Below are 12,449 nucleotides of genomic sequence, written 5' to 3'. Positions count from 1 at the left end.
GCTGCTCCTCAGACGGGACGACGCGCGGGATCCATGCGTTGGCTGATGACGGTGGAGACGCCGTCGCCCCTCATGGAAACGCCATACAGTGCGTCCGCTATCTCCATGGTGCGCTTTTGGTGGGTAATGATAATGAGCTGACTGGACTCCCGTAGTTCCTCGAAAATGGTCAGGAGCCGGCCAAGATTTGTATCATCCAGCGCAGCTTCCACCTCATCCATGACATAGAACGGTGACGGCCGGGCCTTGAAAATGGCCACGAGCAACGCCACAGCCGTCAGCGAGCGCTCGCCACCGGATAACAGGGAAAGCCGCTTGATTTTCTTTCCAGCGGGGCGAGCCTCCACCTCGATCCCGGTGGTGAGCATGTCCGAGGGGTCAGTCAGCACCAGCCTGCCTTCGCCCCCGGGAAAAAGTCGCCCAAACACGTGCTCAAACTGGGTAGCGGTGTCTAGGTAAGCAGACGTGAAGACTTCCTCCACCCGTTGGTCCACTTCCTTGATAATGTCCATGAGGTCCTTGCGGCTGGATCGCAGGTCTTCCAACTGTGTGGAAAGGAACTGATGACGTTCTTCCAACGCCGCAAACTCCTCCAGTGCCAGCGGGTTGACCTTGCCCAGCGCCGCCAAATCCCTTTCGGCCCGTTTGAGACGCTTTTCTTGTTCTTCACGCACGAAGGGAATGCCTTCTTGAATTTGTTCCCCCGCTTCATCCACTGCTACGCGCAGGGCCGCCCACTTATCCGCTGATTCACCGGGACCGGCTGGAACCGGCACCCCTGGTCCAAATTCCGCCAGAAGGTGATCAACGCTCAGCCCCAGCTCCTCGATGGCTTTGTTTTCCAACGCCTCGATCCGCAGGCGCTGCGCAGCCCGGACTAATTCGTCCTTGTGGACGGAATCGGTCAGCAGCGCCAGTTCTTTATCCAATTCCACGGTGGTGGAGCGGACGGCCATGAGTTCCACGTCGCGTTGAGCCGCCAGTTCCTCCGCAGCATCGCGTTCCTGGGCGGCCAGCGAGATCGACGCCTGCACAAACTCCAAAACACGCTCCACAGCCGAAGCCACTGCAGCCGCCTTACGAGCCTGAAAGTGCCGTCGCTTTGCCCGCTGCTGCGCCTGTTCCCGGGCCGTACGCTCAGTGGCAGCCGCCCGCTCCAATGCTGCGGCGCGATTGCGGAGCGCCCCAAGTTGCTCTTCCGTGCTGCGCAATGCCAGTCGGGAGTCCATCTCCACGGCCCTGGCCGCAACAGCCTGCGCCGTCAGAGCATCACGGCCGTCCATGGAGGGTTCCGTTTCAACAGGGGCTTCTTCTTCTGCCAACGCCAGGCGCGCGGCAATTTCCGAGAGCGCTACTTGCTCCTTCTCAAGGTTGTTTGAGGCTGCCTCAAGAGATTGCGTATGACGCTCGGACTCTCCCGCGGCGGAGCGCAGCATAGCGCCCAGCGTGCCAAGCCGCTCCGTGACAGCGGCCAGACGCGCATCGGAATTGTTCAAGGCGGCCAACGCCTGCGCCTGCGCCTGCGCGGCAACGGTCCGTTGGGACACGGCAGCGGCCAAAGCAAAACGGGCGCGCTCTCCTTCAGCGCTGACGGCGCGCAGTCTCGCATCGGTCTCCTCCACGGCGGCCCGCAGCTCTAGCAGTGACGGTGCGCTGGCGGAGCCGCCGCTCACGGTTCGAGTAGTGATCACATCCCCGTCATGCGTCACAGCGATCAGCTTGGGGAAACCTGCCAGTACCTTCTGCGCCGCGGTCAGGTCCTTCACTAAGATCACTCCAGCAAGGAGCGTGTCTAGAGCCGCGTCCATTCCCGCGGTCCCGCTAACTTGTGCACGGGCGACGACGGACCCGGCCACCGCCGCTACGGCAGCGGACACCTCACCGGATAAAGCGTCAGGTGAGCCCGCACCGAGGGTGTTTTGTGCGCCTCCACCGGCGCTCCCCCGCTCCTCTGAACCCACGCTCCCGGTCACGACCAACGTGACCCGTCCGGCGTCGTCCGCCTTCACCTTGGCAAGAGCTGCAATCGCGGACCCATGGGAGTCCATGGCGATACCTTCCGACGCCGCTCCCAAGGCCGCAGCAATCGCTAATTCATAACCGGCAGTGACAGTCACCAAATGGGCCAGCGCGCTGAGCACTCCCGGATGTCCCGCGGTGAGTAGCTCCGTGGACCCGTCTTTGCCACGCAAGCCCACAGCCAGCGCATCACGACGGGCGGAAAGCGAATCGCGCTCACGATCCGAGGCCCGTTGTGTCGCCGTCAACTCCTCGATGCGCGCATCGAGTTCAGCAAGGATTTGGGCGGCTTCTTCGTGATCGGTGTCTAGACGCTCTTCGCCCTCTTCAGCGCCAGCCACCGCGGACTCAAGGGCCGCAAACTCCTGTGCCGCCGTGCTGTGGCGTTGTGCCCCCGCTGCCCGCCACTCGTGGAGACGTCCGATCTCCGCTTCGGCCGATTCCACGCGAGAATGCGCAGCTGCCACCTGACCGGCCAGCCTCGCAAGGCCCTCGCGGCGATCGGCGGTGGCGCGCAGCAGGTCACGAACACGCTGTTCCTCCGCCCGCACGGCAGCCTCAACGTCCATCTTGATCTCCATGGCCGTCTCCAGGCTGATCCGGCGCTCCTCCAAAAATAGGTCAAGTTCCGCTTCTTCAGCGCGCAGCCGTTCCGCTTGTGCGGCAAGTTGGTCCGGATCGCGGCCAGGATCCGGGACTGCGTCACTGGAACCGAGGTGCCGTTGGCGTTCCGTGGCCAGCTTGCCCAATGACTTCAGCCGCTCACTCGTAGCGGAGAGCTGGTACCAGTTATCCCGTGCCGCATTAAGCAGGGGTATGTCAGCGGCCGCCCGTTGTTCAAGGCTCGTCTGACGGGCACGGTCATGCTGGCGTTGCTGCTCAACAATTTCGCGTCGCTTTTTCAGCTCTGCTTCGGCTGCAACATCAGCTTCAACGGCGGTGGTAAGTCCCACGATCTCATCTGCCAGAAGACGAGATTTCGCATCGCGGACGTCAAACTGTACCGACTGAGCGCGCCGGGCCACTGCTGCTTGCTTGCCCAAGGGCGTGAGCTGACGGCGGATCTCACCGGTGAGATCGCTCAGCCGGGCAAGGTTCGCGGACATCGCATCCAACTTGCGGAGCGTTTTTTCCTTACGACGGCGGTGTTTGAGGATCCCGGCGGCTTCTTCAATAAAACCACGCCGTTCCTCGGGTGTGGCGTGCAGGACTTTATCCAGCTGCCCCTGCCCGACGATGACGTGCATCTCTTTACCCAACCCGGAATCAGAGAGCAGTTCTTGAATGTCCAGCAAACGGCACGCGGCACCGTTGATCGCATACTCCGAACCCCCAGTGCGGAAAAGAGTTCGGGAAATAGTAACCTCGGAGTATTCGATGGGCAGTGCGCCGTCAGCGTTGTCTATGGTCAGGGCCACATGAGCGCGGCCCAGCGGCGGACGCCCTACGGTTCCGGCAAAGATGACGTCTTCCATCTTGCCCCCGCGCAGTGTCTTCGCGCCTTGTTCGCCCATAACCCATGCCAGGGCATCCACCACGTTGGACTTACCGGAACCGTTAGGTCCCACCACGGCAGTGACCCCGGGTTCAAAATCGAAGGTGGTGGCTGAGGCAAACGACTTGAAGCCGCGCACGGAGAGACTCTTTAGATGCAAACTTTTTCTACTCCTGTGCCGGCCCGTTCTTCATTACGACAATCTACCGTGGAAAGCGCATTTTGCCGTGCTTTGGCGTTCAACTCTCACGTTTGCCTGCAACAGATAAAAGTGTGTATGCGTCATGGCGCATGTGCGGATAACCCGCCACAAGGTGCATAGTTAAGCTTGGTCATTAATATCGCAGTGGCGACACAGCATTTGTGTGCCCTGGAGCACGGTCGGTAAAACGCCGGTATTCAATGGCTGGTACCGCACAAGACAATAAAGAGAAAAAGGCTGGAACTTGATCGGCAACGCGACATTTCGTCACCACAACACCGCCTTACTCGCTGTCACAAGCGTCGAAGCTCCGGTGGTAGTCAGCTCCTCCGACTTTGACGAGCGTCTGGCACCAAGCCTCAAGCGTCTCAAGCTCTCCAAACGGCTGCTGGAACGCGTTGCTGGCGTCCAGGAACGGCGCTGGTGGGCTCCGGGCACCTCTTTTGACGACGCCGCAATAGAGGCTGGCGCTAAGGCTCTCGCAGAGGCCGGGATCGAGCCGGGGCAGATTGGCCTGCTGATCAACACCTCGGTGACCCGACGCAATCTCGAGCCCAGCGTGGCAGTGAAGATTCATAACGGACTTTCCCTTCCGTCCTCCGCCATGAACTTTGATTTGGCCAACGCCTGCCTTGGTTTCGTCAATGGCATGACGCTGGCGGCAAATATGATCGACTCCGGCCAGATCAAATATGCCCTCATCGTTGCCGGTGAGGACGCTCAAACGACGCAGGAAACTACTTTCCGCCGGCTTAATGCGGAGACTTCAACTCGTGAGGATTACCTGCGCGAGTTTGCCACACTGACGTTGGGCTCAGGTGCCGCCGCCGCGGTCATGGGCCCGGCAGATGCTCACCCGGGCTCGCACCGAATCCTCGGAGGGGTCTCTCGGGCCGGCACCGAACACCACGAATTGTGTGTGGGTGGTCCTGACGGCATGTTCACCGACACAAAAGGTTTGCTCGACAACGGTCTGGAACTTGTCACGGATGCGTGGCACGAGGCACACACAGATGGTTGGGACTGGCGCTCCATGGACCGCTACGTGACTCATCAGGTTTCTAACTCCTATACGAACGCCATTATCAAAGCGGTAAATCTGGTCAAGAACAGGGTGCCCATCACGTTCCCCAAGTGGGGCAATGTGGGGCCGGCTTCGCTGCCAATGACTCTTGCCCAGGAAGCTCAAACCCTCAACCCCGGAGACCGCGTGCTGTGCATGGGAGTCGGTTCGGGCCTCAATACAGCGATGATGGAAATTGCGTGGTAGCAGAGGCTGCATCCGTCCTTGAAATTCCTGATCCATGGCCGGGAGTCAAAGCCTCTTGGCGCCGCACCCTGTCAGTGCCATCAACGTCAGCCGTGGATTCCCCCGGAACTCGCCACGAATGGCACTTTTTAGACAATGCCGCTGACGTTGCGGCCACAGTGGCTGCCACGGGTGTTCAGCCGGCGGGTACCTTGCTGTGCGTGCACGGCAACCCCACCTGGTCCTATCTTTGGCGTACCTTGCTTTCCGGCGCCACCACAGGCGCCACAGCCACCACAGGGCCGTGGCGCGTCATCGCCGTTGACCAACTGGACATGGGTTTCTCCGAGCGCACCGGCACGTTTCGTCGGCTAGAGGACCGCATCACTGACTTAGGTGATCTAACGAACGCGCTTGGCCTGACCGGCCCCGTCGTCACTGTGGGCCATGATTGGGGCGGCATCATCTCCCTCGGTTGGGCTACACGGCACAGGGATGAACTGGCCGGTGTGGTGCTTACCAACACAGCAGTGCATCCGGCGGGCTTCTCGCTGCCGCCAGCATTGAAGCTGGCCCTCCATCCTGCTGTCCACGGCTGGGGCACCACCACCACATCAGCGTTCTTGCGCGTCACTCACGGTTTGGCTCAACCACCTTTGACCCCCGATGTCCGTGCCGCCTTCATGGCCCCGTACCGATCCGTCTCCCGGCGTGCTGGCGTGGGAAATTTTGTGGCTGATATCCCTGCCACTTCGAGCCACCCATCGTGGTCTGCTCTGGACGAAGTTTCTTCAGGAATCCAAACTCTCGGAGTCCCCGCCTTGATGATGTGGGGACCCAAAGATCCCATCTTTTCAGACCGTTATCTGCGCGACTTAATCCACCGGCTTCCCCAAGCGGACGTCCACCGCTTCGAAGGCGCCAGTCATCTGGTCCAAGAAGATCGCGATATCGCCACTCCGACCTTTGACTGGCTGGCAAAAAACCTAGTCGGCAGAGGCCACGTGCCTGCTATCCCCGAGGCCACACGCGAAGCAGCTTACTCCCCCATGCTGGCCGAACTAGATGCGCGCTGCGAGGACACCTCCGTTGCGATCGTCGATATGGCCCCGGGCTCAGCTTCGAAGGTCTCTAACACTTTAGTCAACCGTTCAGCGTCCTGGGCGGAGCTTGCTCGGGACGTTGACGACCTCGCCGCGGGTTTGGCCGACCTTGGGGTCACTGCGGGCAAACGCGTGAGCTTGCTAGTCCCGCCTGGCATTACCCTGACCACACTTATTTACGCCTGCTTGCGCTTGGGCGCTGTCATCCTTGTTGCGGATGCGGGCTTGGGCACACAAGGCATGAGCCGGGCCATCAAGGGTGCCGGCCCAGACTTTTTAGTGGGGATTGAACGTGCGCTGGCAGGCGCCCGCCTGTACAACTGGCCGGGTATCCGGATCAGCTCAGTGGACTTCCCCGGGGTTACGGGCAGTTCCAAACGAGCGTTGTTCAACGTTGCCGCCACGGTGCCGGAGATTATGGCCAAAGGCAGCGTGCTCCGACGCTCTAACCCGGCCTCGGCGTTCACCCCTGCTGCTCCTGACGATGACGCGGCAGTGCTGTTCACTTCGGGTTCCACCGGACCCGCCAAAGGTGTCGTATATACACACCGTCGGTTGGCTGCCATGCGCGACACCCTTAAAGCCACTTATGCGCTCAAAGCGGGAACTGGACTTGTCGCGGGGTTTGCCCCCTTCGCACTTCTGGGACCCGCCCTCGGTGCCACCTCGGTCACACCCGATATGGATGTCACCTCCCCTCGAACCCTGACGGCCGCTGCGCTGGCGGCCGCTGCGGCTGCGATCGACGCCACCGTTGTATTCGCGTCTCCGGCCGCCATGGTGAACGTGGTGGCCAGTGAAGCCCATCTAACACCCGAGCACAGGACCGCACTGGCCCGAGTCGAACTGGTCCTCTCGGCCGGAGCGCCACTGTCGGAACCCCTTCTGGCAGAGGTTGCGCAGCTGGCTCCCAACGCTGCGATTCACACGCCGTACGGCATGACCGAGGCCCTGCCGGTCACGGATATCAGTCTCGACGGTATCCGCGAGGCCGGGGTCGGAAACGGTGTTTGCGTGGGAAAGGCCGTGAGCGGGGCTGTTGTCGCCATCACTGCGCTAAACCCGGATGGAACGCCCACTCTGGAACCGAGCACGGCCCCCGGCATCACAGGAGAAATCTTGGTCGCCGCCCCCCATGTGAAGGCCCGGTACGACCGCCTGTGGATCACCCAAGAGCACAGCGCGGCCATCCCCGGATGGCACCGCAGCGGCGACGTCGGGCATTTCGACGATGCCGGACGCCTATGGGTGGAAGGCCGGCTAGCACATGTGATTACCACCCCGGCCGGGGTTCGTACGCCTGTGGCAGGAGAGCAAGCTGCGGAACGACTCCCCGAAGTATCCCGTGCCGCCGTCGTGGGCGTTGGGCCTGTTGGGACTGCGGCGGCCGTGGTGATAGTGGAAACGGTGCCGCAGACTAAGCGTGCCGGACTTGCGGACACTGCTTTGGCGGCTGCGGTGCGCAGCGCCGCACGAACCGTGGATCTGGAAGTTGCCGCCGTGCTCTGCATTCCCGAGATGCCCACAGATATACGCCATAATTCTAAAATCGATCGGGCCAAGCTCGCAGTGTGGGCGTCGCGTCTGCTCTCAGGCGGGCGTGCAGGTAAGCCGTAATGGAAAGTTCGACGCCGGCCCCCGCCAACCCGGGCACGTCACCCCTGCGCGTGTTGGTGACGGGAACCAGCGGCATGTTGGGCCGTGCCGTGGCCCAGCGCCTCCAGGATGCCGGGCACCACGTGCGTTCGCTGCAGAGGCGCGCGGTGCATGACCCGTGGGAGTCAGTTCAGGGATCGGTGACGGATGCGGGCGTGCTCACGCGCGCAGTGGACGGTATGGATGCCGTCATCCACTTGGCGGCCAAGGTTTCATTTACTGGACCGTGGAGCGAATTTCAGTCGACGAATATTGAGGGCACGCGGGAATTGCTCGCCGCTGCGCGCCAAGAAGGTGTGCCGGACTTCGTGTTCGTCTCTTCCCCATCAGTGGCGCACTTTGGTTCCTCGATCGTCGGAGCCCCCGCCGGGGCGGCAGATCCCGAGCGTGCCCGAGGTTTCTATGCCCAGTCCAAAGCCGCTGCCGAACAGTTGGCCTTGGCCGCTGACTCCCCGAACTTCCGCGTCGCCGCCATCCGCCCCCATGTGGTGTGGGGTCCCGGCGATACCCAGCTGGTGGAACGGGTGGTGGAGCGCGCTAGGGCAGGACGTTTGCCACTGCTCGACGGCGGCCGCGCGCTGATCGACACCACCTATGTGGACAACGCCGCAGAGGCAATCGCGCGCGGGCTCACCCGCATGGACCACGCACATGGGCAAGCATTGGTTGTCACCAATGGCGAGCCACGTCCCGTGGGAGAGCTCATCGCCGGTATTTGTGCGGCTGCCGGCGTCCCTGCACCCGCGTTCTCCGTGCCGGGATGGTTGGCCCGTGGCGCTGGCTCTGTCCTGGAAAAGGCTTGGCTGGCGGCGGGAAACCGAGGATGGGTTAACGACGAACCTCCCATGACTCGTTTCTTGGCTGAGCAGCTCTCCACGGCCCACTGGTTTGACCAGCGGCACACCCACGATGTCCTGGATTGGAAACCTTCAGTGTCTCTGGATGACGGCCTGGCCAAACTGTCGGACCACTACTCGCAGCACTTGTAGGCCTTCCGCCTGGGCCGTGGCAGCTTGCTGGTCTTCTTGGAGCTCCCTCCAGAACCTCTAGCCGCGGTTACAGCCGGGCGTTGCGGGGCTTGGGCTGGCAGACGGGGCAACTATAGGAGGAGCGATTCATGAAGGTATCACGGCGGATCTTCGTGCTCAGTCCAAGCTGCGCGCAGCGCAGGCAAGGTTCGCCCTCACGTCCATAGGCGTTTAGCGACCGCGAGAAGTATCCCGAAGCCCCATTAACGTTCACATACAACGAGTCGAAGCTGGTTCCACCAGCTTCCAGAGCCCGAGCCATGACGTCCCGGGCGGCGTCGATAATGCGTTCGGTGTCAGGACGGCGGAGGGTATCCGTGGGCCGGGCGTAGTGCATCTTGGCGGCCCAGAGCGACTCATCGGCGTAAATATTGCCGATTCCAGACACTACGCCCTGGTCCAGCAGCGCACGTTTCAGGCCCGTCTTACGTGCACGGAGCCTGCGGTGCAAGGCGTCCACGTCGAAGTGCGGGTCCAAGGGATCGCGCCCAATATGCGCAGCTTCGGCGGGGATTGTGGGCTGATTGCCTAATCCACAGCCACCAGGCCCACCGTCGTCAGTGGGGACCAGGGAAGTAACGAAGAGGCCGCCAAAGATGCGTTGGTCAATGAAGCGCAGTTCCTCCGGAGCGTCTTCGCGAGGCGTAAAAGTAAGCCGAACCTTCAGGTGCTTTTCATACGGTTGTTCGGGTGATTCCACGAGCAACTGACCACTCATGCCCAAGTGGGCCACCAGTGCCGTATGAGGTTCCCGCGTCGATGGCGCATCGGATAACGGCATCCACAGGAACTTGCCACGTCGGACCACATCCAGGACAGTCGTGCCGATCAAGTTCCCGGTGAAGTCTTCCACGCCGAGTCCATGGCGTCGGATGGAGCGCGGGTCAGGGACGGAAACTCCCGTGATGGACCGCCCTGCGATCCAGCGTTCCAGGCCGCGACGGACAACCTCGACTTCAGGCAGCTCGGGCATGGTTAAAGTTCAGGCTTGCCCGCCGAAGCGGAAGATGGTGCCAGAAGAGTGGAGGCCGTTGTTGCAGCCGCGGGGATGGTCGGAGCAGCCGTTGCGTCGCCCACGCAGGAGGCAACGGCGTCGTCCTTTTTAGCACCAGGACGTGACCGCTCCTGCAAAAGCTGCCAACCGGCGGAGGCGGCAGAACGCTCCGCCTCTTTTTTAGAGGGGCCAGAACCCGTCCCGTAGTGATGCCCGCCGATCATCAGCCGGGCGGAGAAAGCCCGGTCATGGTCGGGTCCTGTGCCGGTGATCTCGTACACAATGGTGCCCAAGTGGCGTGCTGCGGCAATTTCCTGGATGTTCGTCTTCCAGTCAGTGCCAGCACCTAAAACATCGGAATCGGCCATGAGCGGACCCACCAGACGCATGACAAGCTGGCGAGCCTCTTCGATTCCATTGCTCATGTAGGTGGCCCCGATGAGAGACTCCATGGTGTCCGCCAAGATGGATGACTTGTTACGACCCTTGGTGAGCCGTTCACCCTGACCCAGATAAATAAACTCGCCAATACCTAATTCGCGAGCAATGCTGGCCAAGGCGCGCGTGGAGACAACCGCGGAGCGTCGCTTAGCCAGATCCCCCTCAGGAAGCGTTGGGTTATCACGGTACAAGGCATCAGTGACGGAGAAGCCCAGAATCGAATCGCCGAGAAACTCTAAGCGCTCGTTAGTGGGAAGTCCGCCGTTTTCATAGGCGTAGGACCTATGTGTCAGGGCAAGACGAAGCGTCCCGGCATCAATAGTGACACCGAGACGCTTCAAAAGCAGTTTGTGAGCGTCCGTAAGATCCGGTGATGGAAGATCTACGGACATGCCACTCCTGCTCTCAGTATTAAACTAATCAAACGGACCAATTGGCCGAACGCAGGTCTTAGACCTCAGCGACCTTACGGCCCTTGTATTCCAAGAACAGTGCAGTGCCAGCAGAGTCGGTGACGACCTTAGCCTGGTGCGGCAGGCTGTAAACAACCTGACCGTTTTCGATGGTTTTGACCAGAGCAGGCGCGGTGGCCTTCCACTGGGAACGACGTGCGCGGGTATTGGCACGGGACATCTTCCGCTTCGGAACAGCCACGGCAAACTCTTTTCTCTCGATAACCCGCAGGCATATGCCCACAGATAAAAACTTATTTGCTAGTTATCTTCGCCGGTTAAGCCTTGAAGGGCTGCCCACCGAGGATCTAGGACCTCGTGGTGGTGCCCCGGCTCATCCGCAAGGAGTATTCCGCATTCAGAACACAAACCCTCACAGTCTTCCCGGCACACCGGCTGGAACGGCAGGGCGGTTACCACTGCGTCCCGCAACACCGGTTCAAGATCGATAGAATCGTGCTCGACCCAACGTTGCTCGTCTTCGTCTTCATCAAGGCCCGCAGGCGGTTCCTCGTAGAAGAAAAGTTCTTGCACATCAACTTCCAAGTCATCCTCGAAGTTTTCCAAGCAGCGAGAACATTCGCCAGTCACATCGACCAACACAGTTCCCGAGACCAAAATTCCCTCGTGGACAGCCTCAAAACGGAGTTCCAGATCCAAATCGGTTCCAGGCGTCACTTTGATGAGCGGAGTGCCAAAATCTTCCGGCACAGGCACCAATTCATTCATTTTCCACATACTGCCGGGGCTTCGCCCAAGCTCCCTAACACCGATGGTGAGGGGCGTGCCATGGTTGGACTTGTTGCCCAACGTGGTTGCGCTAATGTGAACTCCTGAATAAAGATAGGACCGACGTATTATCTTAGCCCGATTATGCGCTGGCTTCAAAATGAACGTCTCCGGGCCAATTCGGCCTTGTCCAGTCTACTGCAGGCATGGCCCGGGAGTCGACTTGGCACTGGTGAGCCGCGCGTGATGTAACTCTCAGCGGGCGTCTATTGTCCAGACTGCCGCTGATACCAGCCCTCCCCCAGCATTTGACTTTCCTCTAGCGCACAACTCAGCGTGAATTCCACGCCGGGTGCACTATGCGCAGAACTCACGGCGAGTTTGGCGCCTGCCGGAACTGGCGGTTACAGCGGCCGGGGAATAATCGGCACCGGACGCGTATCCGGCCCCACGTCACCTTGGAGCCGGCGCAATACCGCTCGGGGCACGTAGTCGGAGACGTCCCCACCCAGAGTATGAATTTCCTTGATCAAGGTTGAGGATAAGTGCAGGTATCTGCTGTCACCGGGTAGAAATACTGTCTCCACACCGGAAAGTTGACGGTTCATCGTTGCCATGGGCAGTTCGTAATCGAAATCTGATGACGAACGCAATCCCTTGACGATCGCGGAGACACCACGGGCATGACAGTAATCTGAAAGCAAGCCCTCACCCATGGGCTCCACCAAGATTCCGGAGAGCGCCGAAAAGGTGGTCCGGGACATTTCCAACCGCTCCGCCAGGCTGAACCGGTAGTTCTTGGCATAGTTGGTAGACACGGCCACGATTACTTCATCGAAAAGTGCAGCAGCTCGTGCGATCACTTCTATGTGGCCCTTATGGAGGGGGTCAAAGGATCCTGGGCATACCGCGCGTCGCATATAAATGAATCTAGCCGACGATTCCCACCGTGTCTGTGTGCCTTACGGCGCGTCTCTGAAATCACGCACGACGGCGGCACAGGCTCGCGCACGAACCTCACTCAAGTGCCACTTCAGAGTGGACGCCAACAACCATGGTTTCTCCTGACTGGCCCATTTTG

General features: G+C 60.7%; 9 protein-coding genes. 3 read left to right on the top strand and 6 right to left on the bottom strand.

Annotation, left to right across the window (positions count from 1 at the left end):
• Window positions 1–8: 8 nt before the first annotated feature.
• Complete coding sequence (gene smc / locus LOH53_RS10410) at window positions 9–3,674, bottom strand: chromosome segregation protein SMC (protein WP_230067670.1); 3,666 nt, start codon at window positions 3,672–3,674, stop codon at window positions 9–11.
• Between the two features lie 286 nt (window positions 3,675–3,960).
• Here smc and LOH53_RS10405 point away from each other — a divergent pair, with 286 nt between their 5' ends.
• Genes LOH53_RS10405 through LOH53_RS10395 form a run of 3 tightly spaced genes read left to right on the top strand, consistent with a single transcriptional unit; the run spans window position 3,961 to window position 8,713 of the window.
• On the top strand, window positions 3,961–4,986 hold the full coding sequence (locus tag LOH53_RS10405) for a 3-oxoacyl-ACP synthase III (protein WP_230067669.1): 1,026 nt from the start codon (window positions 3,961–3,963) through the stop codon (window positions 4,984–4,986).
• A complete protein-coding gene (locus LOH53_RS10400) occupies window positions 4,980–7,685 on the top strand; it encodes an alpha/beta fold hydrolase (RefSeq protein WP_230067668.1) in 2,706 nt (901 codons plus the stop codon). Before LOH53_RS10405 ends, LOH53_RS10400 begins: the two co-directional genes overlap by 7 nt.
• The gene (locus LOH53_RS10395) at window positions 7,685–8,713 is read left to right on the top strand and encodes an NAD-dependent epimerase/dehydratase family protein (protein ID WP_230067667.1); all 1,029 of its coding nucleotides are present in this window, start codon (window positions 7,685–7,687) and stop codon (window positions 8,711–8,713) included. The genes LOH53_RS10400 and LOH53_RS10395 overlap by 1 nt, the downstream gene beginning before the upstream one ends.
• A gap of 67 nt (window positions 8,714–8,780) precedes the next feature.
• Here the strand turns inward: LOH53_RS10395 and mutM are convergent, their stop codons facing one another.
• From mutM to coaD, 5 genes are all read right to left on the bottom strand, one after another.
• Window positions 8,781–9,725, bottom strand: coding sequence for a bifunctional DNA-formamidopyrimidine glycosylase/DNA-(apurinic or apyrimidinic site) lyase (gene mutM, locus LOH53_RS10390; RefSeq protein WP_230067666.1), 945 nt, complete (start codon window positions 9,723–9,725; stop codon window positions 8,781–8,783).
• Between the two features lie 2 nt (window positions 9,726–9,727).
• On the bottom strand, window positions 9,728–10,579 hold the full coding sequence (gene rnc, locus LOH53_RS10385; protein WP_230067665.1) for a ribonuclease III: 852 nt from the start codon (window positions 10,577–10,579) through the stop codon (window positions 9,728–9,730).
• A gap of 58 nt (window positions 10,580–10,637) precedes the next feature.
• Window positions 10,638–10,841 carry a 50S ribosomal protein L32 gene (rpmF, locus tag LOH53_RS10380; RefSeq protein ID WP_230067664.1) on the bottom strand — a complete coding sequence of 68 codons (204 nt, stop codon included), beginning with the start codon at window positions 10,839–10,841 and terminating at the stop codon, window positions 10,638–10,640.
• A gap of 59 nt (window positions 10,842–10,900) precedes the next feature.
• Window positions 10,901–11,377: a YceD family protein gene (locus LOH53_RS10375; RefSeq protein ID WP_230067663.1), complete on the bottom strand. Its 477-nt coding sequence runs from the start codon at window positions 11,375–11,377 to the stop codon at window positions 10,901–10,903.
• Between the two features lie 395 nt (window positions 11,378–11,772).
• Window positions 11,773–12,288 carry a pantetheine-phosphate adenylyltransferase gene (gene coaD / locus LOH53_RS10370; RefSeq protein ID WP_230067662.1) on the bottom strand — a complete coding sequence of 172 codons (516 nt, stop codon included), beginning with the start codon at window positions 12,286–12,288 and terminating at the stop codon, window positions 11,773–11,775.
• Between the last annotated feature and the right edge of the window lie 161 nt (window positions 12,289–12,449).

It is taken from the genome of Arthrobacter cryoconiti (assembly GCF_020905375.1).
GTDB classification, from domain to species: domain Bacteria; phylum Actinomycetota; class Actinomycetes; order Actinomycetales; family Micrococcaceae; genus Specibacter; species Specibacter cryoconiti.
Note: the sequence above shows the minus strand (reverse complement) of the source record. Positions and strands in the feature narration are given on the sequence as shown.